Genomic DNA, 20,444 nt, shown 5'->3' with positions numbered 1-20,444 from the left:
GGGCGGGCGGCGCACGAACCGGCCCGGCGGGTCACCTGCGCATCGCCGACGGCTGGGCGTCGGTGCGCATCGCCGCGTCCGTGCCCCCGTCGACGTACAGGATCGAACCGGTGGTGAAGCGGGCCTCCGGGCGCAGGAACTGCTCGATCCAGAAGGCGATGTCCGCCGCCTCCCCGAAGACGCCGAGCGGCATCGGGGTCGGGAAGCCGTCCGCGTCCGGTGCCTCACCGACACCGGTGGAGCCGGTCATCAGCGGAGTGAGCACGGCACCCGGCGCGATCGAGTTCAGCAGAATGCCCCGGCGGGCCCACTGCGGGGTGACGGCGGTGCGCCGCACCCAGCGGGCGAGCGCCAGCTTCGAGGTGGCGTACGCGACGATGCTCGGCGCGCTGTCGAGCGTCGCCGCGGGCAGGGCGCTCTGCGCGGCCGCGGCGCGCTCCCGGGCGGCCTCCTCGTCGCTGGCCAGCAGCAGCTCCACCAGCTCGTCGTCGATGACGGGGACGGTGCTCGCCGAGTTCGAGCTGATCACGACGGCACGGCCCGCGCCGGACCGCTCCAGCGCCGGCCGCAGCGCGTCCAGCAGCGCGACGGGGCCGAAGTAGTTGATCGACACGACGGCGGCGGCGCTCCGCACGCTCGGCCCGACCCCCGCGACCGCGGCCACGCCGTCCAGCGTGCCGCCGCTCAGCGCCAGGATCTCCCGGACGGCGTGCGCGCGGCCCTCGGCGCCGCCCAGGTCGGCGACGACATCGGCGTCCCGCAGGTCGACACCGATCACCCGGTGCCCGGCCGCGCGCATCCGGGTCGCGGCCGCGGCTCCCATTCCCGAAGCGGACCCAGTGATCACGTACGTGCCCATGACGGACTCCTTTCACCCGGCCGCACCTTTCACGACCGGTTTGTTCCAATCACTATTCAATCACTGATTGGACGGTGATCGGAAGACGGGCTGACGTGGTGGAATGGTGGGCATGACGCACCCGGACACCCCGACGCGCGAGCGGCTGCTCGACGCGGCGAAGCGACTCTTCCTGGAGAAGGGGGCCGATCAGGTCTCCCTGCGGGCGATCAACGCCGAGGCCGCGCTGAACCCGGGGGCCGTGCACTATCACTTCGGTTCGCGGGAGGGGCTGGTCACGGCGCTGCTGGAGCGCGAACTGCGGCCGCTGTGGACCGACCGGATGCGGTTCCTCAAGGATGCGGGGGAGTCCGGGCCCGACGTGGGGGAGATGGCCGCCGCCCTGGTCGAGCCGTTCGCCGAGCTGGTCGCGACCCGCGACGGCCGGGTGCTGTGCCATCTGCTGGCGCGCTCGGCGCTGCCCACCGGGCAACTGCCCAACGCCTCCAGCCTGTTCGTGCCCGCGCCCTTCGAGGTGATGGTCGGGCGCGCGCTGCCGCTGCTGGCCCCGCAGGAGGTCACCGAACGCTGCCGGCTCGCGTTCAGCGTCGTCATGGAGACCTATGGGCGCCCGCTGGCGAAGATGCCCGCGGAAGCCGCCTCCTTCCCGCGCACCGCGACCGTGGTCGCGTTCGTCGCGGCAGGGCTCACGGCGCCGCCGACGGCGCCGCGCGGCCGCGGCTGACCGAGCGGCGCGCCGCGTCCGCCGGGAGCGCGCGGCTCCCGGCGGACGCGGCGCCTCAGGCCGGTACGTCCCGGGTCGGCCACGAACGGGCCGAGTCCAGGTCCGCGGCGACCCGCAGGGCGTCCGCGAGACCGGCGAGCCGGATCACACGCAGCAGGAACGGATCGGTGAGGACCAGGACGAGGCGTGCCTGCCGCGCGTGCAGCCGCTCCTGGAGGCGCACGAGCATCGACAGGCCACTGCAGTCCAGGAACGTCACGGCGCGCAGGTCGGCGACGAGCGTGCCGCCCCGCCCGGGGGACAGTTCCTGGAGGCGGCCCGCCAGGTGGTGGGCGGCGAGGATGTCGAGTTCGCCCCACAGCTCGACGACCCGTGGGTCCTCGGGGTGCGGCGTTCTCATGCCGAAGTCGGCGTCGGTGTCGTGGTAGGCGGGCATGGCCTCCTCGCAGGGGTGGGGGCGCGGTGTTGTGGCGGTGCCCCTGGCATACCCCTACCTGAGCGGCGAGACAACCCCCCTTCGGCGTACGGGAGTTGGACAACGGTGTTGTCGGTCAAACGGCCTCGCCGGTGATCTCTGGCGGAATCCGGACGGCATGGTTCCCGCTCGTCACGGGCGTGTCCCGCGGCCACACCGTGCTCAGACCGATGGTCGGTCGCCCGGGTATGTGTGTGGGGCGGATGGTGCAGGAGTGAACCTCCGGCGGGAAACGGACGCGCGGGCGCGCACACGTGTGATCTGCGTCCCACGCACCCGTCCCGGAGCCGTCGGACATATGGCCGGGAAGCGGAGGCCCCGCCTACGCCTTGGCGGGAGGCTGTGCGGAGCCGGGCGTCCGATGGCCGTCGTGGCCGTCGTGGCCGTCGTGGCCGTACTGGGCCGCCTGGGTGCGGAACATGGTGGCGTACCGGCCGCCTGCGGCGAGCAGCTCCGCATGGCTGCCGGACTCCACGACGCGGCCCCGGCTCAGCACATGGATGGTGTCCGCCCAGCGCACCCCGGACATCCGATGGGTGACCAGGACGACCGCACGTGTGGGGCCCGCAAGGCCCCGCAGCCGGTCGAACGCCTCGATCTCCGCCTCCGGGTCGAGCGCGGACGTCGGCTCGTCCACGATCAGGACGCCGTCCGCCGCGCCGGTCCGGTCGCGCCAATGGGTGCGCGCCAGGCCGAACTTCTGCCACTCGCCGCCGGACAGCTCGCTCGCCCCGCGGAACATGCGGGCGAGCAGCGTCCCCATGCCGCCCGGCAGGCGCGCGATGACCGAGGTCGCGCCCGCGTACCGCGCCGACGGCTCCAGCTCCTCGGCGGACGCCTTCCGCTGGGGCCGCCCGATCCGGATGTTCATCGCGGCCGTCATCGGCCAGCGCTGGAAGTCCTGCGTGAGTTGGCTGACCCGCTCGAAGACCAGCGCCCGGTCGAGCCCGGTCAGCGGAGTGCCGCCCCAGCGAACCGTCCCGGAGTGCGGGACGAGGAGCCCGCTGATGATCTTCATCAAGGTGGACTTGCCGCTGCCGTTCTCCCCGACGACCGCGGTCACCGACCCCATCGGAACCGTCAGCGACACCTCGTCCAGGGCCGGTTCCTCCCGGTCCGGATACCGGTAGCTGATCTTGTCGAGGACCACGGCGTCGATCCGCTCCGGCAGCGCCGCGCCCCCGGTGGGAATCGTCCGCCGGGCCGCCTCCACGAGAAACCTCTCGTGGTCCTGGACGTACAGCGACTCCTCGTGCAACTGGTTGACGTTCATCACCAGCGTGCCCAGGCTCGCCGACCCGCTGCGCACGGCGACCACCGCCGTCCCGGCGATCGCCAGGCTCATGGCGCCCGTCGTGATCAGCCAGAACATCACCCCGTACGTGGCCGCCAGCGCGACCCCCGACAGAGCGGTGGCGACCAGCTCGGTACCCGCCTTGCCGTTCGCCAGACGCCGCTGCTCGCTCTCGGCGCTCTCCGCCATGTCCCGATAACGCTCCAGGAGCGCGGGACCGACCGCGTGCAGCCGCACCTCCTGGGCGGCGCTGCGCTCGGTCAGCAGGGTGCCGATCAGCCGGCTCGCGCGGACGTGCTCGACCCAGTTCAGCATCGACACGTACCGCTCCTGCGCCACCCGCATGGCGCCCCAGCCGCGCGGCGCGACGATCAGCAGCAGCATCGGCAGCAGCGCCCAGTGCAGCACGCTGAGGATGGACGCGGTGGCGACCAGCGAGATGACCCCGTTGAGCGCGGCGACACACGCCGAGATCATGCGGCGCGCCGACGCCGCGCCGTAGAAGGCCACGTCGAGCAGGCGCCGGAACGCCGGGTCCTCGATGGCCTCCAGCTCCACCGCCTGGGCGGCGTCGAGGTACTCGGTGGTCGCCACCCGCTCCACCAGCGGTTCAAGACGTCCCGCCCCGGACGTGGACCAGGTGGCGAGCAGGGCGTTGACGGTGGCGACCGCGGCGCCGAGGAGCAGGGCCGGCAGCGCCTGCCGCACCCGCCCGGCCGCCGAGCCGTCGGAGAGCAGCGTGTGCATGACGGAGTTCAGGACGAGCAGGTTCACCGCGGCGGCGATCCCCTGGCCGATCTCGCTGACACCGACGGCGAGCAGCGCGCCGCGATCGGCGTGCCAGGCCCGGCGCAGCGTGCCGAGGACGAGCCGGGGCATGGCCCGCAGGGCGGTGAGGAGCGACAGGTCGAGGAAGGCGTTCTGGTGCGAGGCCCAGCCGGTGTCGTAGCGCAGCGGCCCGCCGAACAGTTCCTGCTCGGCCGTGGAGACCTTGGGGTCCTGGGGGCGCGGGCGGCGCAGCAGTCTGCTGCGGAACCGGTGCGAAGGCGAGGTCAACGGTCCTCCCCGGGCTCGACGGGCGCGGCCGGGAGGGCCCTGCGGCGCTGTTGCGGTGCCCAGGGTGAGCAAGGACCGGCGCGTACGCAAGGTGAACTCCGGTCATCCTCAGCGGGTGTTCACAGGGCGCGGCGGCTCGGCCGGGTCCCGTACAGCTCGTCGATCTCGCGCGCGTACCGCTCGATCACCGCGGATCTGCGGATCTTCAGCGACGGGGTCAACAGGCCCTCGCGCGAGCCGAATTCGTGCGGCAGCACCCGGAAGGTGCGGATGGACTCGGCGCGCGAGACACGGGAGTTGGCCCGGGAGACCGCCCGCCGGACGTGCCCGAGCAGCTCCTCGTCCGTCACCAGCGCCGCGGGTTCCTGCGGGTCGCGCCCCTTGAGCGCGAGCCAGCCCGCCACGGACTCCTCGTCGAGGGTGATCAGGGCGGCCACGTACGGGCGGTTGTCACCGACGACCAGACAGCCCGAGATGAGCGGATGGCCGCGCAACTCCTCCTCCAGCAGCAGCGGGGAGATGCTCTTGCCGCCGCTGGTGATGATGATGTCCTTCTTGCGGCCGGTGATGACGAGATAGCCGTCCGGATCGAGCCGGCCGAGATCGCCGGTGCTGAACCAGCCGTCGCGCAGCGCCGCCTCGGTCGCCGCGGGATCGTTGTAGTAGCCCGCGAAGACCACGTCTCCCCGGACCAGGATCTCGTCGTCGTCGGCGATGCGCACCGCGTTGCCGGGCAGCGGCCGGCCCACGGTCCCGTGCCGCACCGCGCCCACCGGCTGCGCGGTGACGGCCGCGGCGGTCTCCGTCAGCCCGTACCCGTCGTAGACGGTGATCCCGCAGCCCGCGAGGAACAGCCCGAGTTCGCGGGCGAGCGGCGAACCGCCGGAGACGGCGTTGCGCACCCGGCCGCCGAGCACCGCCCGCACCCGCGCGTACACGAGCCGGTCGTAGAGCGCGTGCCGCAGCCTCAGCCGGGGGCCGGGACCGCTGCCCTGCCCCGCCTTCCCGCGCTGCTCGGCGGCCGCGTAGTGCACCGCGGACCGCACCGCCCGCTCGAAGAGGGCGCTGCGCCCGCTCTGACGGGCCTTCAGGCGGGCCGCGCGGAAGAGGCGTTCGAAGATGTACGGCACGGCGTACAGGAACGTGGGACGGAACGCGGCCAGCGTCGGCAGCAGCGCCTGCGGCGAAGGGTCCGGCTGGAACGCGACGTTGACCCCGACACGCACCGAACTGACCACCACGACAAGCCCGTAGCAGTGCGCCAGCGGCAGGAACGCCACGAGCGACGCCTCCTCGCCGGGCGCGGCCAGCAGGCCGCCCCACCCCAGTGACAGGGTGTCGCACTCGGCGATCAGGTTGGCGTGGGTGAGGACGCAGCCCTTCGGGCGGCCCGTCGTCCCGGACGTGTAGCAGATCAGCGCCGTGTGCCCGGGCTGCACCGCGGAGCGCAGCCGGTGGACGTACGCCGGATCGACCGCCGCGCCCTCGGTCCGCAGCTCGTCGAGCGCGCCCTGGTCCATCTGCCACAGCCGGGTCAGCGGGTTGTGCGGGCCGTGCGCGGCGGCCACGGTCATGGCGTGGTTCTCGTTCTCGACGAAGCAGCCGATCGCGCCCGTGTCCCGGAGGATGTCGCGCACCTGCTCGGTGGAGGACGTCGGATAGACCGGCACGACCACGGCGCCGATCGACCACAACGCGTAGGCGGCGAGCGTCCATTCGTACCGGGTGCGCGACATGACGGCCACCCGGTCGCCGAAGCCGACGCCCTGCGACAGCAGTCCTCCGGCCACCGCGAGCACCTCACCGGCGAACCGGCGCGCGGTGACGGGCTCCCACTGCCCGCCGGGCGCGGACAGCGAGAACTGGACGCGGTCCGGCGTCCGGCGCACCGCCGTGAAGACCGAGTCCGCGAGACCGCCCGCCACGGGCGGCTCCGTCAGCCGGGGCACGTCGAGTTCCTGCATGTTCCTGCTCTCCGCGGACGAGGGACGGGCGGGTCGCGGGTGGGGCCGCAGCCCGGAAACGTACCCCGGCCGGACGATCTTTGCGGAGCCCTCCGCGATGACGATCAGGACACGGTACGCCGCGGACCGCGCGTCCCGTCTGCGCGGACCGGTCGCCCGGCGCGGTCCGCGCACCGTAATCTCGAACCGCGGCGCAGGGCGCCGGTCCACGAGGCGCTAGCACGGAGGCAGTTGAGAACTCATGGTCGACTCCGCGAAGGTCCTCCTGGTGGACGACCGTGAATCCAATCTGCGGGTCCTCGAGGCGGCCCTCGCCCCGCTCGGCGTCCCCGTCGTCTGCGCGGGCAACGGCGACGACGCCCTGAAGATCGCGCTGCGCGGCGGCGTCGGCGTGATCCTGCTCGACGTACGGATGCCCGGCATCAGCGGCCTGGAGGTGGCCGACTATCTGCTCCGCCTCGACCAGACCCGGGACATCCCCATCGTCCTCGTGACCGGGATCGGCACCAGCGCCCTCGCGCAGACCGCGATCGAACTGGGCGTCGCCGACCTGCTGGTCAAGCCGGTCGACCCCTGGGTGCTGCGGGTCAAGGTGAGCTATCTGCTGAACGCCGGGCACCGGGACGGGCACCGCCGTGCAGCCGACCGTCAGGGACCCGTACCGCGCCCCTGACGCTCGTACGCCGCGAAGGCCGGCCCGCGCCGAGATCCGCGGGACGGGCCCTGGGGTGCGTGCCGCCCTAGGAGCGAGAGCGGCGGGCCCGCAGCCGGCGGCGCAGGACCAGGGGCACGCAGGTCAGGACGAGCAGGGCGGCGGCCGCGCCGAGATGCCGGGTGACGCCGGGCGCCTCCTCCGGCTCCTGACGTGTCGGGGCGGTCGCGGGGGCGGCGGCCCGCAGCGGCCCGGCCTGCTGCTTCGGCGGTTGCGGTGCCGGGGTGGCGAACCCCCAGTCGAGCAGCGCGCGGCTCTCCTCGTACACCGCGTTGAAGTCCCCGTCCTGGGGATTCATCACGGTCACCAGGATCGTGCGGTCCCCGTGGGTCGCGGCCGAGACCAGCGTGGTGCCGGCCTGCGTCGTGTAGCCGTTCTTGACGCCGATGAGGCCCGGATAGGGCTCCACGCCGTGCGAGCCGACCAGCAGCCGGTTGGTGTTCTGGATCTCGTACGCGTCCGGGCCCCCGGACACCGGGAAGCGCGCGTACTTCGTGCCCATGTACCGGCGGAAGTCCGGGTTCTTGAACCCTTCGCGGGCGATGAGCGCCAGGTCGTGGGCGCTGGAGTACTGGCCCGGAGTGTCGAACCCGTCGGGGGAGCGCACCTGGGTGTCGCGGGCGCCGATCCGGCGGGCGGTGGCCTGCATCTGGTCCAGCGTGCGCGACAGGCCGCCGTTCAGCCTGGCCAGCGTGTGCACGGCGTCGTTGCCGGAGCTGAGGAACACCCCGCGCCACAGGTCGCCGACGGTGTACCGGTGCCCCTCGGCGACCCCGACCTCGCTGCTGCCCTCGGCGACCTCCGCCAGGTCCGCCGACGAGGCGCGGTGCACCGTGTCCTGGCGCAGGTGCGGCAGCACCGTCAGCGCGAACAGCGTCTTGAGCGTGCTGGCCGGCGGCAGCCTGCGGTGCGGCGCCCTGGCCGCCAGGACGGTCCCGGTGCGCGCGTCCATGACCTCCCAGGACAGCGCCGACAGGGAGGGCACGGCGGGCGGCCCCGCGGCGGCCCGCGCGGGACCGGCAGCGGCCCCCGCGACGAGCGCCGCGCACACGCCCGACGTCACGAAGGCCCTGCTGAGCGGGGCACGAGATCGGATGAAGATCACCATGCGGGCACCGTAGGTGCGTGACCGGCCGCTCGCGATCCGTTACCGCCATCCGGCCGCCGCCCGCTTCGACGACCCGGTACGCGCGGGACGTACGTACGCTGGAATGACCCGACGGTGGAGGTGTTCCGCCATGACGGACCGGACACGACTGCTGAACCGACTGCCGCGCGCCTATCGCGACCGCCTGATGCCTCTCGCCCGAGAGGTGTCCTTCCCCCAGGACTCCCGGATCTTCGAGGAAGGGGACCGCGCCGACTGCTTCTGGATCATCAGGACCGGAACAGTCACGCTCGACGTGCGCGTCTCCGACCGGGCCCGGCTGCCCGTCGACCCGCTCGGACCGGGAGATCTCCTCGGCTGGTCCTGGCTCTTCCCGCCCTACGAATGGGACTTCGGCGCCGAGGCGTTCAGCCCGGTGCGCGCCTATGAATTCGACGGCTCGTCCGTGCGCGCGCTGTGCGACATCGAACCGGCGCTCGGTGTGGCCCTGCTGCACGGCGTCGCCGAGGTGATGGCCCACCGCCTGAAAGCGGCCCGGGTCAAGCTCGTCGAGGCCCACCAGGCGCACCGGATCACGGGGTACGTGTAACGGCCGGCGCGCGGCGCGCGACGCCGCGGGACACGGGCGGGGGCTTCTCGGGCGGGTGACCACCGGGCGGACGCCGGTGGTCACCCGCACGTGCGCCCTCGCTCACCCGACTCGACGCCCCGGCGGGCGGCGGGCTCCGGCGCGGGGTTTGCTCGGTCGCGGACCAGACCGCACCTGTGGCCGCCCGGCGGCCGCGCCCGAGAGGAACCGCATGCGTCGCACCGTGCCCCTGTCGACCGCCACCGCAGCCCTGCTCCTGCTCGGGGCGCCCGTGTGCGCCGCGGCTCCGTCCGACGGGGACGACGGATGGAGCGACACTCCCGCCTGGACCGCGCCGCCCGAGGAGCCCGCGGAGCCCGTCACGGAGCCTGCCACGGAGGCCGGGGCGGCGACGGGTCTGGTGCTCGATCCGGCCGACGTGCGCCCCGGCGCGAGCGTGCTGGCCAGCACCACGGCGTGCGGCGGCGACTCCTCCGCGACCGGCGACGCGGACAGCGTCGGAGCGGGCGAGTTCACGCTGCGTTCGGCCGAGTACGAGAAAGGGGTCAGCGGCAGCTTCGAGGTGCCCTCCGGCGCCCGTCCCGGCACCTATCCGGTCTCCGTGACCTGCGAGGGCGGCACGGTGGCCCGGCAGACCCTCACCGTGTCGGGCGAGGGCGGCACGCAACTGCACGGGGTGCACGCCGGTGACGGCGGCTCCCTCGGACAGTGGAGCACCCTGCAACTCGCGCTGGGCGGCGCGCTGATCGCCGGGTCGGTCGGTGCGGCGGGCTACTACGCCGTACGGCGCCGCGCCGAGGAGCTGTGAGCCCCTGGGCGCGACGCCGTACGGATCCGTCGGAAGTCGTTCAGCCCTTGCGGGTCTTGACCTCTTCGGTGAGCTGGGGCACGACGTCGAAGAGGTCGCCGACGACGCCGTAGTCGACCAGGTCGAAGATCGGGGCCTCGGCGTCCTTGTTGACCGCCACGATCGTCTTCGAGGTCTGCATACCGGCGCGGTGCTGGATGGCGCCGGAGATGCCGTTGGCGATGTACAGCTGCGGCGAGACGCTCTTGCCGGTCTGGCCGACCTGGTTGGAGTGCGGGTACCAGCCCGCGTCCACCGCGGCACGCGAGGCGCCCACGGCCGCGCCCAGGGAGTCGGCGAGGGCCTCGATGACCGCGAAGTTCTCCGCGCCGTTCACGCCGCGGCCACCGGAGACCACGATCGCGGCCTCGGTCAGCTCCGGACGCCCGGTCGACTCACGCGGCGTGCGCGAGGTGACCTTCGTCCCCGTCGCCGCCTCCGAGAACGACACCGTGAGCGCCTCGACCGCGCCCGCGGCCGCAGCCGCCTCGACCGCGGCGGAGTTGGGCTTGACGGTGATGACCGGGGTGCCGGTCGACACGCGGGTCTTGGTGGTGAACGACGCGGCGAACACCGACTGGGTGGCGACGGGGCCGTTCTCGCCGGCCTCCAGGTCGACGGCGTCGGTGATGATGCCCGACTTGATGCGCAGCGCCAGACGGGCCGCGATCTCCTTGCCCTCCGCCGAGGACGGCACCAGCACCGCGGCCGGGGAGACCGCGGTGACGGCGGCCTGCAGCGCGTCGACCTTCGGCACCACCAGATAGTCCGCGTACTCGGCGGCCTCGTGCGTGTAGACCTTCACCGCACCGTGCTCGGCCAGCACCGACGCGGTCTCACCCGCGCCGTTGCCCAGCGCGACGGCGACCGGGTCACCGATCCGGCGGGCCAGCGTCAGCAGCTCCAGGGTGGGCTTGCGGACAGCACCGTCCACGTGGTCGACGTAGACCAGAACTTCAGCCATGAGATGGATCCAATTCCCGTTGTTTTAGATGAACTTCTGGCCGGCGAGGTACTCGGCGAGCTGCTTGCCGCCCTCACCCTCGTCCTTCACGATCGTGCCCGCCGTGCGCGCCGGACGCTCCGCGGCCGCCTCCACCGTGGTCCAGGCACCCTCCAGACCGACCTCCTCCGCCTCGATGCCGAGGTCGGACAGGTCCCAGGACTCGACCGGCTTCTTCTTCGCCGCCATGATCCCCTTGAACGACGGGTAACGCGCCTCACCCGACTGGTCCGTCACCGACACCACCGCCGGCAACGACGCCTGCAACTGCTCCGACGCCGTGTCACCGTCCCGCCGCCCGGTCACCGCACCACCCTCGACGGCGACCTGCGACAGCAGCGTCACCTGCGGCACGCCCAGCCGCTCCGCGACCAGCGCCGGCACGATCCCCGCCGTGCCGTCCGTCGACGCCATCCCCGAGACCACCAGATCAAAACCGGCCTTCTCGATCGCCTTCGCCAGCACCAGCGACGTCCCCATCGCGTCCGTGCCGTGCAGATCGTCGTCCTCGACGTGGATCGCCTTGTCCGCACCCATCGACAACGCCTTGCGCAGCGCGTCCTTGGCATCCTCCGGACCCACCGTCAACACGGTGATCTCCACGTCGTCGTCCGAGTTCTCGGAGATCTGCAACGCCTGCTCGACCGCGTACTCGTCCAGCTCCGACAGCAGACCGTCCACATCATCCCGGTCCACGGTCAGGTCATCGGCGAAGTGCCGGTCGCCCGTGGCATCCGGCACGTACTTCACGGTGACAACGATCCTCAAGCTCACGCCGGCTCTCCTCGATCAGAGCGTCCTCGGACTGCCCAGTAAAGTTCTACTGGCGTCAACGTATGGCACTGAGTTCCCTCTGTAAAGGTACGTAGTGCCAAAACGGGACGTCCGGTGTTACGTTCCCGGCATGAGCGAGGCGCGCGAGGTCACCGGTTCCCGGAAGAAGGCACCCATGCGGGAGGTGCTGGCCGAGGCGGCGTTCCAGCTGTACCTGGAGCGCGGCTTCGAGCGGACGACCGTGGACGACATCGTCGCGCGCGCGGGGGTCGGGCGCCGGTCGTTCTTCCGCTATTTCCCGTCCAAGGAGGACGCGGTCTTCCCGGACCACGAGAGCTGTCTGGCCGACATGACCGCGTTCCTCGACGCCGCCGACGACGACAGCGACGCCGTCGAGGTGGTGTGCGACGGGGCTCGCATCGTGCTGCGCATGTACGCCGCCAACCCCGAATTCTCCGTCCAGCGCTACCGGTTGACGCGTGAGGTCCCCGGCCTGCGCACGTACGAACTGTCCGTCGTCCGGCGCTACGAGCGCACCCTCGCCGGGTATCTGCGCCACCGCTGGAGCGATGCCGCGGACGGCGCGCTGCGTGCCGAGGTGGTCGCGGCCGCCGTGGTCGCCGCGCACAACAACGGCCTGCGCTCCTGGCTCCGCTCGGGCGGCGAGGGAGACGCCGAGGCCGCTGTCGACCAGGCGCTCGACCTCGTCCGGCGGATGTGGGGCGAGGCGGGGCAGGCGCCCGGCGCCGCGGAGGGCGACGGCGAGGTCGTCGTCATGGTCGCCCCCAAGGGCGCCCCGATGTGGCGGGTCATCCAGCGGGTGGAGTCGGCGCTGCGGGACGACTGATCCGGGCCCCCAGCCCCAAGAGAGGGTACTGGGTGTCTTTACCGCGCGGCACTGAGTGCCATACGATGCGAGAGGCGTCGGGGCCGCAGCCTCGGCGTACGCCGGGCGAGCGCGGGAGGCCGAGAGTGTCGGAGATGGCAGAGGTGTTCGGAAGCCGGATCGGGGCCGGGACCGGGACGGGCGTGATGACGCCGCCGACACATCGCGAGCCGGCCGGCTTCGCCTATCAGCGCTGCAAGTGGTGTGCCTCGCCGTCGTTCCGGCGGCTGCTGTGCCCGGTGTGCGCGTCGAGCGACCTGGAGACGGAACACAGCGCGGGCCTGGGCGTCGTGGTCCAGTCCCGGGTGGTCCACCGCGGAACCGGCGCGGCCCGCAACGAATCGCTGGTCCGCTTCCCCGAGGGCTTCGTCGTGCCGTGCCGGATCGTCGGCACGGCACCCCATCTGGTGTGGGTCGGAGCCCCCGTCAGGCCCGCACGGGGCACCGTCGTCGGTGCCACGGCCGGCGAGGTCGTCTTCGAGCTGTGCGAGTACGGGACCGACGACGGCGACAGCCTGCGCCGCTAGGGCCTGTCCGGCGGATCTTGTCGCGGGCGCGGGGTCCGGCACGCCGACCTGCGGCGTTGTCGTCCGTTGCCGACGCTCCGCGTCGACGCCCTCCTCCGCCTTGCATCTCGACGCACCAGACCCCGCTCACCGGCACAGAAACGCGCGGGCCGACCGACTGCGACCTGATCCGCCGGACAGGCCCTAGGACCTGCCCTGAGGGAGCCCGGCGAGGAAGTCGAGCAGTGCCGTGTTCACCTCTTCGGGCCGTTCCTGCTGGATCCAGTGCCCGGCGCCGTCGAGGACGACACGGCCGCGCAGGTCGGTCAGGACCCGTTCCATCTTGTCGTCCGGCATGAACCGGGCGACCGGGTCGCGGGAACCCGTGACGAACAGCGAGGGGCAGTCGATCGTGCGGCCCGCCAGATGCTCCGTCAGGGTCCAGGTGCGATCGAGATTGCGGTAGTAGTTCAGCCCGCCGGTGAAGCCGGTCCGGCTGAACTCATCCACGTAATGGGCGAGTTCCGCCTCGTTCAGCCAGCGCGGCGGCGGCAGCTGCTCGTCGGGGCGGGCGGCCCACGCGGCCGAGTAGATCTCCCGGGTGACGAGCGTGCGGCGGACGTTCCGCGCGAGCGCGCGGTCGGCGACCCCGGGCTCCTGGAACCACACGATGTAGAAGTCGTCTCCGTTGCGCTTGCGCAGCAGCGGGAGCGGCGGCACGGGGGAGCGGGGCGTGGCCGGCACGCTCATCCCCGCGACGGCCCGCACCCGCTCCGGGTACGCCGTCGCCATCTGCCACACCACGATCGCTCCCCAGTCGTGGCCCACGAACACGGCGTCGTCCACGCCCTCCGCGTCGAGCAGCCCGGCGAGATCCGCGCACAGGGTCAGCGCGTCGTACGCGTCCGGATCGGCCGGGCGGGAACTGCCGCCGTAGCCGCGCATGTCCGGGGCCAGCACCCGATGGCCCGCCGCGGCCAGCGCCCGTACCTGATGGCGCCAGGAGAACGCCAGCTCGGGGAAGCCGTGACAGAGCACGACCGGCGGCCGGTCCGCCGTCCCGCCGGTGTCGGGGCCCTGCTCGAAGACCCGCAGCGTGATGCCGTTCGTCTCGACGTCGCGCACCGCGACGTCCTCCCACCCGGCCACCGCCGATGATGTGGGCATGTGCGAAACCCCCTGCGTGTAGGCGTGCTCGATGCGTCCAGGCGTACTCGATCAAGAAAACCGAGTGCTGCGAGTGAAGTCGATCGACCCCGCCCGGCACAAGGTCCGCTACCTCACAGTGCCGCCCCGGCGACCGCCGCTCCACCGGCTCACGGACGCCCCGCGCACGCCGGTCGCGCCCGGCGCGACCGCGTCACGACAAGTAGCCGGGGGAACACGAGGGTTGATGGGGCTGGTCCTCCAGGTGAAGGGTGCGCAAGGATGGAGGTATGACCGCGGCCCAGCGCGCCATGTCCGAACTGGGGACATGGCCGAACCTGGTAAGTGGCCCGCCCCGGTGCTCGGTTGGGCACGCCTTCGGCGCGGCGGGCCATGAACTCATCCATTTCCACGCCGACGACTGCGCCGATCTGTACCTGACCTCCTCGGCGGTGCAGCGGCTCCTGCCCCAGCTGCGGCACAGCAGCGCGATCCGGGTGCGGCCGGGGGACTCCTGGATCACCGTCCTCCTGGAGTGCGACACGGACGTCCAGCTGCTGCTCAGCCTCGTGAGCGTCGCCCTCAAGGAACACGACGCGCACGCCTGCCCGTCCCCGCCCTGCGACTGGGAGCGGCCGAAAGCCTCGTAGGGACGCTCACTCCTCGAAGCGGTCGCCGAACTGCTCCAGCCGCGCCTCCTCCAGGTCCAGCACGTGCTGGGCGCCCTGCAGCGCGCGGGAACTGTACGAACCCCGGGTGCGCGCGGCGAGCAGGGCGTCGCGCTCCGCCGAGACGACCCGCAGCCGGAGCCGGAGATAGACGAGATGGGCGTCGTCGATGCCCTGGAACGCGGCGGCGGCCCTCTTGCGGTCCTCCTCCGAGTCCGCGTCCCGCGGCCGGATCAGACTGTCCTGCCGCACACGGTCGAGCAGCGCGGGCGGCGCGTCCCCGGACTCCTGCGCGTCGTCCAGGGAGGCGACCCCCGCGTCGGACATCTCCGTGACCAGCCGCCCGTACTCCTCGCGCAGCCGCTGCGGGTCGTCGCCCGGGATGCGGACCGTGCGGATCACGGCGGGCAGCGTCAGCCCTTGCAGCAGCAGCGTCGTCACCGCCACGACGAACGCGATCACGATCAACTGGGCGCGGTACTCGGTGTCCTCGGGCAGCGTCTGCGCGGCCGCCACCGTGATCGCGCCCCGCATCCCCGACCAGGCGAGGACCACACCGCCCTGCCAGCCGAGCGTCTCGGTGAGCCGGAAGTCGATGTCGGCGCTCGTGCGCTGCACCCGGCGCTCGATGTGCGCCTTCTTGCGCGGGGTGAACCGCTCGCTCAGGTCGAAGGTGTCGAGCCGCTCCTGCATCCGCTCGATCAGCGGTTTCGAGGCGGCGGCCCGGCGCGCGTCGCGGCGCACCAGCGCCACCAACGGCACCGTGAACACCATCCGTACGACGATGACGAGACCGGTGAGGGCCAGCCCGTAGAGGATGACGCGGCCCGCGCCGAGCCCGTTCTCGTGGGCGTGCGCCTCGTCGAGCAGCGTCTTCAGGCCGAGACCCATCAGCAGGAAGATCGAACTCTCCAGGAGGAAGGCGAGGGTGCGCCAGTTCATCGCCTCGCCGATCCGGTCCCTCGCCCGCAGCAGCCGCGGGCTCAGATGCCCCGTCACCAGCCCGCAGACGACGACGGCGAGCACCCCCGACGCGTCGAACTCCTCGGCGGGCACATACGCGACGAACGGCACGACGAACGAGATCGCCGTGTTGAGCACCGTGTCGTCGAGGAGCGCGCGGACCCGCACGTTGACCAGTCCGACGACCACGCCCACCACGACCGCCACCGCGACCGAGAACACGAACTGCCCGGCGACACCCCACAGGGACACCGCACCCGCCATCGCCGCGACCGCGGAGCGCAGCAGCACCAGCGCGGAGGCGTCGTTGACCAGACCCTCGCCCTCCAGGAGCGTCAGCAGCCGCGACGGCAGGCCGAGTTTGCGGCCCACCGACGTCGCGGCGACCGCGTCCGTGGGGCTGATCACCGCGCCGAGCGCGAACGCGGCCGGCCAGCCGATGTCCGGCATCAGCAGATGCAGCAGCCAGCCGGCCCCGAGCGTGGACACCGCCACCAGCAGCACCGCGAGCCCGCCGATGGCCTTGATGTCGCGCCGGAAGTCCTGCGCGGGCATGTTCACCGCCGAGGAGTACAGCAGCGGCGGCAGGACACCCGCCAGGACCCACTCGGGATCCAGCTGCACCACCGGCACACCCGGCACGAAACTCAGGGCGATGCCGACCACGACCAGGCTGAGCGGCGCGGCGAGCCCGAGACGCTGCGAGAACGCGGCCACCGCCACGATGCTCGCGACGCCGACGACGGCGATCAGGGTCACTTCCATGGCGGCCTCGCGGTGAACTGTGCAGTCTGGTGCATGCGGGCCATTGTGTCCGCGCCGCTGCCGGACGAGGCGAGAGACGAGGCCGAGATGCGCAAGATCGTCCTGATGATGGGGATTTCTCTGGACGGGTACGTGGAGGGGCCGGGCCGCGAGATCGACTGGCACCAGGTGGACGCCCCGTTCCATCAGCACATGAACGACGTGCTGCGGCCCATGGGCGGCTTCCTCAGCGGCCGGGTCACCCACGAACTGATGGCGGACTACTGGCCCGCGGCCGACGCCGACCCCGGCGCGGAGCCGGTCGAGACCGACTTCGCGGAGATCTGGCGCGAGAAACCGAAGATCGTCTTCTCGCGCACGCTGAAGCCCGGCCCCGCGCCCTGGCACACCACCGTCGTCCCCGAGGTGTCCCCGGCCGCGATCCGCGCCCTCAAGGAGGAACCCGGCGGCGACCTCAGCCTCGGCGGCGCCGGTCTGGCCGCCACCTTCCTGGAGCACGACCTCGTCGACGAGTTCCGGATCTACGTCCACCCCGTCGTGGTCGGCGCGGGCAAACGCCTCTTCCCGGACGGCCCGTTCGCCCCGTCGCTCCTGCGCCTCGTGGAGACCCGCGCCTTCGACAACGGGGTCGTCCTGCTCCGCTACGAACGGACGCCCGAGTGACCGACGGGGCGGTGGGCGGATATCGCTGTGGGTGAAGTCCGCCCTGCCCGCGCGGACCCGCACCTACGCTGGCGTGATGAGCGCCCACGAGACCCCGAGGCCCCGAGCCGCCCTTGCCCCCGAGCCGCTGTGGCGGCATGTCGTCGGAGACGTGCTGCGCCGCCGCCGACGCGCCCAGGGAAGGACGTTGCAGGACGTGGCCGACGTCGCCGGGATCTCCATGCCCTACCTCTCCGAGATGGAGCGCGGCCGCAAGGAGGCCTCCTCGGAGATGCTCGCCGCCGTGGCCGGGGCGCTCGGGCTCGGCCTGGTCGACGTACTGGCGCTCGCCCAGGGTGAATTGGCGCGCGCGGCCCGGGTGCGCCGCACCGTCTCCGTCACCGCGGCCGTCTCCGTGCCCGGCACGGGCCCGGGCCGGGGGCGCGGCGCGGTCTGCCTGGCGGCCTGAGCACCGGTCCGCGGGCCCGCGCCGGGTTCCGGCCGGCGCTCAGTCGCCGAGTACGTGGCGCACGAGGACCGGGACGTGGCTGTGCTCGACCTCCTTGACCGAGGTCACCAGCGTGACCCGGCCCCGCCGGGCCAGGTCCTGGACGTGCGCCACGAGCCCGGCGCGCACCGGATCGGCCAGCTCGGCGGCGTAGCGCTCGGCGAAGGCGTCGTACCGCCCGTCGCGGTCCTCGTGGTACCAGGTCCGCAGCTCCCTGGACGGCGCGATGTCGCGCAGCCACTCGTCGACGGCGGCCCGCTCCCTGGAGATACCGCGCGGCCACAGCCGGTCGACCAGCAGCCGGGTGCCGTCGGCCGGCGCGGGCGGGTCGTAGACGCGGCGTACGGCGATGCGGTCCCGCTGTGCGTGGGTGCTCATGGGGCCATTGTCCGGCGCATCAGCCGCCCGGCCAGCGCGGTCCCCTGTTCGGCGCACCCCGGATGGCCGAACACCGTGCCGTGTGCGAAGAGTCGGACATGACCCAAGCACCGTACGACCCTCAGGCCCCGCACCAGACACCCGCCGCCGGTGATCCGACCCCCGACCAGGGCCCGCTCGGCAGACTCGCGCAGAACGCGTGGCAGGCCGTGCTGCTCATGGGCGTCGCCTCCGTCATCCTCGGCATCCTCGTCCTGGTCTGGCCGGGCGCCTCGCTATGGGCGGCGGGCGTGCTGTTCGGCATCTACCTCGTGGTCAGCGGCGTCTTCCAACTGGTCTCCGCCTTCGGCCGGCACGTCACCGCCGGACTGCGGATCGTGGCCTTCATCAGCGGCGCCGTCTCCGTTCTCCTCGGCCTGTTCTGCTTCCGCGGAGCCATGCAGTCGACCCTGCTGCTCGCCCTGTGGATCGGCATCGGCTGGCTGTTCCGCGGCATCACCCAGACCGTCGCCGCGGCCGCCGACCCGACCGTGCCCGCGCGCGGCTGGCAGATCTTCCTCGGCGTGGTCACCGCGCTGGCCGGCATCGTCCTGATCGACTCGCCGTTCGAGTCGGTCGCGGTGCTCACCCTGGTCGGCGGTCTGTGGCTGCTCGTGGTCGGCGTGGTGGAGATCGTCACGGCGTTCGCCGTCCGCGGCAGGGCGAAGAGGATCCCGGACGGGGTGTGAACACGCGACGGCCCCGCCGCACGTCGCGGCGGGGCCCTCGAACGGCGGGCTGTCGTCACACGCCGACGGTCTCCTCCAGCTCCTCCTCGACGACGTCCTCCTCAGCCGAGGCCGAGGCAGGAGCGGAGGCGGAGGCGGAGTCGGCAGCGGGGGCCGCTGCGGGAGCGGCGTGCCGCGCCGTGGTCGTGGCCGCGGCCGTGTGCTCCCGCCGGCGCTCGGCGAGCGCCGCGACGCCGATGACGACGAGGCCCACGGCCAGCCACGCCACCAGCGTCCACAGGTTCCGTGCCAGGTCGTGGTGGCCGAAGTAGATCAGGCTGCGCGCCCCCTCGACGAAGCCCGCGCCGTTCCAGAAGGCGTGCAGGCTGCCGAAGAAGCCGTTCTGCAGCTCCGGCCGGAAGATCCCGCCGGAGCTCGTGAAGTTCAGCATCACGAACAGCACCATCACGCCGAGCGTCGTCCACCGCTTCAGGAACGTGTGCAGGCCGACGCCGACGAAGAGGATGCCCGCCGAGTACAGCCAGGCCATGCCCCACAGACCCCACAGGTTCGTGTGGGCGAGGTGGAAGAGGGGGCCGGCGAACGCCGCGCCGATCAGGCTGACCACGCCGGAGACCCCGACCACGAGCAGCGCCCTGGCCCGCATCCGCAGGGCGGCTCCGGCGCCGCCGAGCACCGCCACGGAGGCGTACGAGCCGATGCTGAGCGCGACGAGCAGGAAGAAAAGACCCTGGCCCGTCGGGTCGTCGTCCACCGTCGGCACGACGTCCGTGACCTTCAGCGGATCGCCCTGCTCCGCGGCGACCGGCGTGAAGATCTTCTGGACGACGGAGACCGTGGTGTCGGAGCCCGCGGAGGCCACGATCAGCTCGGGCGCCCCGGAGCCCTTGTCCCCGAGGACGTACGCGCCGTCGATGTCCCGCGTCTTCAGCAGGTCGACGGCGTCGGCGCGGGTGTCGAGCGTCCGGACGTCGAGCGCGTCGCCCGCCTTGTCCTTGACGGTCTGCGCGAAGACCTTCGCCTCGGCGCCCGAGCCGACGACGGCGACGGGCAGATGGTGCGGCTCGGGGTGGGCGAACGCGCCCAGATACGCCAGACCCATGCCCACGCACATCAGAAGCGGGGTGAGCAGATGCGTCAGTACGTGACGCAGCGCGGGATTGCGCGCGGGCATGAGCGGGACCTCCATGGATCGGCCTGACGAGTTGGCTTATACAACTCTTACTTCAGTTGTACTGTACAACCGGTTGGGGTGCCGAGTGGGAGGTGGAGGCTGTGAGCATGCCCACGCGAGGCGGTGAGCGGGAGTGTCCGGGGTCAGGCGGGCCGCGGGAGCGGGTGACCCTCCAGGCCGAGGGGCGGGCCGTCGCGGAACTCCTCGCTCCGCCGCTCGTACGCCCGGAGGCGCTCGCGGAGTGTGTGGAGCCGGCGGCCCGTCTCGTACAGATAGCGGACCTTCGTCCGTATCACCCAGGGGTCGACCGGCTTGACGACGTAGTCGGCGACGCCCAGCTCGAAGGCTCTCGCCGCCAGGGTGGGGTCCTGGCCCGCACCGGTGATCATCATGATCGGTATGTCCTGCGTCTGTTCGAGCCGCGTCATGTACTGGGCGACCTCGAAGCCGCTGAGGTCGGGCATCAGCACATCGAGCAGGACCACGGCGACGCCGCCGCGCAGGACCGTCTTGAGGGCGTCGTCCCCGGAGTTCGCACGGTCCATCGGGAAGCCGAGCGGGGCGAGCGCGCTCTCCATCGCGAAGAGCGTGTCGTCGCGGTCGTCGACGACGAGGATCTTGGGCTGAGCAACGGTGGGCATCGCCAGTGGCCTCCCCTCGCCGGCACCGACAGCA

The 20,444-nt window shown here is 72.4% G+C and carries 22 protein-coding genes; 10 read left to right on the top strand and 12 right to left on the bottom strand.

Translation table 11 applies throughout. From position 1 onward, the window contains the following. Window positions 1–31: 31 nt before the first annotated feature. On the bottom strand, window positions 32–859 hold the full coding sequence (locus ABII15_RS02295) for an SDR family oxidoreductase (protein ID WP_353940543.1): 828 nt from the start codon (window positions 857–859) through the stop codon (window positions 32–34). Between the two features lie 112 nt (window positions 860–971). Here ABII15_RS02295 and ABII15_RS02290 point away from each other — a divergent pair, with 112 nt between their 5' ends. Continuing rightward, window positions 972–1,583 (top strand): helix-turn-helix domain-containing protein, encoded by a 612-nt coding sequence (locus ABII15_RS02290; RefSeq protein WP_353940542.1) that lies wholly within the window; start codon window positions 972–974, stop codon window positions 1,581–1,583. Between the two features lie 55 nt (window positions 1,584–1,638). Here the strand turns inward: ABII15_RS02290 and ABII15_RS02285 are convergent, their stop codons facing one another. The 3 genes from ABII15_RS02285 to ABII15_RS02275 all read right to left on the bottom strand — a co-directional run bounded on the left by ABII15_RS02285 (window position 1,639) and on the right by ABII15_RS02275 (window position 6,372). Next, a complete protein-coding gene (locus tag ABII15_RS02285; protein WP_353940541.1) occupies window positions 1,639–2,019 on the bottom strand; it encodes an STAS domain-containing protein in 381 nt (126 codons plus the stop codon). A gap of 361 nt (window positions 2,020–2,380) precedes the next feature. After that, window positions 2,381–4,408 (bottom strand): ABC transporter ATP-binding protein, encoded by a 2,028-nt coding sequence (locus tag ABII15_RS02280; RefSeq protein WP_353940540.1) that lies wholly within the window; start codon window positions 4,406–4,408, stop codon window positions 2,381–2,383. Window positions 4,409–4,527: 119 nt separating this feature from the next. Beyond that, entirely contained in the window at window positions 4,528–6,372 is a 1,845-nt protein-coding gene (locus tag ABII15_RS02275; protein WP_353940539.1) for an AMP-dependent synthetase/ligase, read from the bottom strand. Between the two features lie 241 nt (window positions 6,373–6,613). Here ABII15_RS02275 and ABII15_RS02270 point away from each other — a divergent pair, with 241 nt between their 5' ends. Further along, window positions 6,614–7,045 (top strand): response regulator, encoded by a 432-nt coding sequence (locus ABII15_RS02270; protein WP_353940538.1) that lies wholly within the window; start codon window positions 6,614–6,616, stop codon window positions 7,043–7,045. A 67-nt stretch (window positions 7,046–7,112) separates the two neighbouring features. On the opposite strand, the gene ABII15_RS02265 is transcribed toward ABII15_RS02270, so the two are convergent. Next, complete coding sequence (locus ABII15_RS02265; protein WP_353940537.1) at window positions 7,113–8,192, bottom strand: serine hydrolase; 1,080 nt, start codon at window positions 8,190–8,192, stop codon at window positions 7,113–7,115. A 130-nt stretch (window positions 8,193–8,322) separates the two neighbouring features. On the opposite strand from ABII15_RS02265, the gene ABII15_RS02260 reads away from it, so the two are divergent. Then, a complete protein-coding gene (locus ABII15_RS02260; protein WP_353940536.1) occupies window positions 8,323–8,781 on the top strand; it encodes a cyclic nucleotide-binding domain-containing protein in 459 nt (152 codons plus the stop codon). A gap of 211 nt (window positions 8,782–8,992) precedes the next feature. Beyond that, on the top strand, window positions 8,993–9,589 hold the full coding sequence (locus ABII15_RS02255; RefSeq protein ID WP_353940535.1) for a hypothetical protein: 597 nt from the start codon (window positions 8,993–8,995) through the stop codon (window positions 9,587–9,589). Between the two features lie 40 nt (window positions 9,590–9,629). Here the strand turns inward: ABII15_RS02255 and ABII15_RS02250 are convergent, their stop codons facing one another. Beyond that, window positions 9,630–10,592 carry an electron transfer flavoprotein subunit alpha/FixB family protein gene (locus ABII15_RS02250; RefSeq protein WP_353940534.1) on the bottom strand — a complete coding sequence of 321 codons (963 nt, stop codon included), beginning with the start codon at window positions 10,590–10,592 and terminating at the stop codon, window positions 9,630–9,632. A 24-nt stretch (window positions 10,593–10,616) separates the two neighbouring features. Continuing rightward, entirely contained in the window at window positions 10,617–11,405 is a 789-nt protein-coding gene (locus ABII15_RS02245) for an electron transfer flavoprotein subunit beta/FixA family protein (RefSeq protein WP_353940533.1), read from the bottom strand. A gap of 130 nt (window positions 11,406–11,535) precedes the next feature. Here ABII15_RS02245 and ABII15_RS02240 point away from each other — a divergent pair, with 130 nt between their 5' ends. Together ABII15_RS02240 and ABII15_RS02235 are read left to right on the top strand one after the other, a co-directional pair. After that, the gene (locus tag ABII15_RS02240; protein WP_353940532.1) at window positions 11,536–12,252 is read left to right on the top strand and encodes a TetR family transcriptional regulator; all 717 of its coding nucleotides are present in this window, start codon (window positions 11,536–11,538) and stop codon (window positions 12,250–12,252) included. Between the two features lie 185 nt (window positions 12,253–12,437). Then, the gene (locus ABII15_RS02235) at window positions 12,438–12,818 is read left to right on the top strand and encodes a hypothetical protein (protein WP_353946940.1); all 381 of its coding nucleotides are present in this window, start codon (window positions 12,438–12,440) and stop codon (window positions 12,816–12,818) included. A gap of 183 nt (window positions 12,819–13,001) precedes the next feature. On the opposite strand, the gene ABII15_RS02230 is transcribed toward ABII15_RS02235, so the two are convergent. Then, on the bottom strand, window positions 13,002–13,964 hold the full coding sequence (locus ABII15_RS02230; protein WP_353940531.1) for an alpha/beta hydrolase: 963 nt from the start codon (window positions 13,962–13,964) through the stop codon (window positions 13,002–13,004). A 269-nt stretch (window positions 13,965–14,233) separates the two neighbouring features. Between ABII15_RS02230 and ABII15_RS02225 the strand changes: the two genes are divergently transcribed. After that, a complete protein-coding gene (locus ABII15_RS02225) occupies window positions 14,234–14,593 on the top strand; it encodes a luciferase family protein (RefSeq protein ID WP_351460731.1) in 360 nt (119 codons plus the stop codon). A gap of 6 nt (window positions 14,594–14,599) precedes the next feature. Here the strand turns inward: ABII15_RS02225 and ABII15_RS02220 are convergent, their stop codons facing one another. Beyond that, the gene (locus ABII15_RS02220) at window positions 14,600–16,339 is read right to left on the bottom strand and encodes a cation:proton antiporter (RefSeq protein WP_353940530.1); all 1,740 of its coding nucleotides are present in this window, start codon (window positions 16,337–16,339) and stop codon (window positions 14,600–14,602) included. Window positions 16,340–16,426: 87 nt separating this feature from the next. On the opposite strand from ABII15_RS02220, the gene ABII15_RS02215 reads away from it, so the two are divergent. Beyond that, complete coding sequence (locus ABII15_RS02215; protein ID WP_353946939.1) at window positions 16,427–17,002, top strand: dihydrofolate reductase family protein; 576 nt, start codon at window positions 16,427–16,429, stop codon at window positions 17,000–17,002. A 76-nt stretch (window positions 17,003–17,078) separates the two neighbouring features. After that, window positions 17,079–17,450 carry a helix-turn-helix transcriptional regulator gene (locus tag ABII15_RS02210; protein ID WP_353940529.1) on the top strand — a complete coding sequence of 124 codons (372 nt, stop codon included), beginning with the start codon at window positions 17,079–17,081 and terminating at the stop codon, window positions 17,448–17,450. 39 nt (window positions 17,451–17,489) lie between these two features. Here ABII15_RS02210 and ABII15_RS02205 read toward each other — a convergent pair whose 3' ends face one another. Next, window positions 17,490–17,867, bottom strand: coding sequence for a DUF488 family protein (locus ABII15_RS02205; protein WP_353940528.1), 378 nt, complete (start codon window positions 17,865–17,867; stop codon window positions 17,490–17,492). 98 nt (window positions 17,868–17,965) lie between these two features. Here ABII15_RS02205 and ABII15_RS02200 point away from each other — a divergent pair, with 98 nt between their 5' ends. Then, the gene (locus tag ABII15_RS02200; RefSeq protein WP_353940527.1) at window positions 17,966–18,595 is read left to right on the top strand and encodes an HdeD family acid-resistance protein; all 630 of its coding nucleotides are present in this window, start codon (window positions 17,966–17,968) and stop codon (window positions 18,593–18,595) included. A gap of 55 nt (window positions 18,596–18,650) precedes the next feature. Here ABII15_RS02200 and ABII15_RS02195 read toward each other — a convergent pair whose 3' ends face one another. After that, on the bottom strand, window positions 18,651–19,769 hold the full coding sequence (locus ABII15_RS02195) for a hypothetical protein (RefSeq protein WP_353940526.1): 1,119 nt from the start codon (window positions 19,767–19,769) through the stop codon (window positions 18,651–18,653). Window positions 19,770–19,912: 143 nt separating this feature from the next. After that, window positions 19,913–20,410 (bottom strand): response regulator, encoded by a 498-nt coding sequence (locus ABII15_RS02190; RefSeq protein WP_353940525.1) that lies wholly within the window; start codon window positions 20,408–20,410, stop codon window positions 19,913–19,915. Window positions 20,411–20,444 lie beyond the last annotated feature (34 nt).

Origin of the sequence: Streptomyces sp. HUAS MG91, from assembly GCF_040529335.1 — a bacterium.
Classification (GTDB): Bacteria; Actinomycetota; Actinomycetes; order Streptomycetales; family Streptomycetaceae; genus Streptomyces; species Streptomyces tabacisoli.
This window is presented reverse-complemented; position numbering and strand designations above follow the sequence as displayed.

Coding starts and splice junctions, on each gene's coding strand:
- ABII15_RS02295 (WP_353940543.1), bottom strand. CDS start 859: ATGGGCACGTACGTGATCACTGGGTCCGCTTCGGGAATGGGAGCCGCG.
- ABII15_RS02290 (WP_353940542.1), top strand. CDS start 972: ATGACGCACCCGGACACCCCGACGCGCGAGCGGCTGCTCGACGCGGCG.
- ABII15_RS02285 (WP_353940541.1), bottom strand. CDS start 2,019: ATGCCCGCCTACCACGACACCGACGCCGACTTCGGCATGAGAACGCCG.
- ABII15_RS02275 (WP_353940539.1), bottom strand. CDS start 6,372: ATGCAGGAACTCGACGTGCCCCGGCTGACGGAGCCGCCCGTGGCGGGC.
- ABII15_RS02270 (WP_353940538.1), top strand. CDS start 6,614: ATGGTCGACTCCGCGAAGGTCCTCCTGGTGGACGACCGTGAATCCAAT.
- ABII15_RS02265 (WP_353940537.1), bottom strand. CDS start 8,192: ATGGTGATCTTCATCCGATCTCGTGCCCCGCTCAGCAGGGCCTTCGTG.
- ABII15_RS02260 (WP_353940536.1), top strand. CDS start 8,323: ATGACGGACCGGACACGACTGCTGAACCGACTGCCGCGCGCCTATCGC.
- ABII15_RS02255 (WP_353940535.1), top strand. CDS start 8,993: ATGCGTCGCACCGTGCCCCTGTCGACCGCCACCGCAGCCCTGCTCCTG.
- ABII15_RS02250 (WP_353940534.1), bottom strand. CDS start 10,592: ATGGCTGAAGTTCTGGTCTACGTCGACCACGTGGACGGTGCTGTCCGC.
- ABII15_RS02240 (WP_353940532.1), top strand. CDS start 11,536: ATGAGCGAGGCGCGCGAGGTCACCGGTTCCCGGAAGAAGGCACCCATG.
- ABII15_RS02235 (WP_353946940.1), top strand. CDS start 12,438: ATGACGCCGCCGACACATCGCGAGCCGGCCGGCTTCGCCTATCAGCGC.
- ABII15_RS02230 (WP_353940531.1), bottom strand. CDS start 13,964: ATGCCCACATCATCGGCGGTGGCCGGGTGGGAGGACGTCGCGGTGCGC.
- ABII15_RS02225 (WP_351460731.1), top strand. CDS start 14,234: ATGACCGCGGCCCAGCGCGCCATGTCCGAACTGGGGACATGGCCGAAC.
- ABII15_RS02220 (WP_353940530.1), bottom strand. CDS start 16,339: ATGGAAGTGACCCTGATCGCCGTCGTCGGCGTCGCGAGCATCGTGGCG.
- ABII15_RS02215 (WP_353946939.1), top strand. CDS start 16,427: ATGCGCAAGATCGTCCTGATGATGGGGATTTCTCTGGACGGGTACGTG.
- ABII15_RS02210 (WP_353940529.1), top strand. CDS start 17,079: ATGAGCGCCCACGAGACCCCGAGGCCCCGAGCCGCCCTTGCCCCCGAG.
- ABII15_RS02205 (WP_353940528.1), bottom strand. CDS start 17,867: ATGAGCACCCACGCACAGCGGGACCGCATCGCCGTACGCCGCGTCTAC.
- ABII15_RS02200 (WP_353940527.1), top strand. CDS start 17,966: ATGACCCAAGCACCGTACGACCCTCAGGCCCCGCACCAGACACCCGCC.
- ABII15_RS02195 (WP_353940526.1), bottom strand. CDS start 19,769: ATGCCCGCGCGCAATCCCGCGCTGCGTCACGTACTGACGCATCTGCTC.
- ABII15_RS02190 (WP_353940525.1), bottom strand. CDS start 20,410: ATGCCCACCGTTGCTCAGCCCAAGATCCTCGTCGTCGACGACCGCGAC.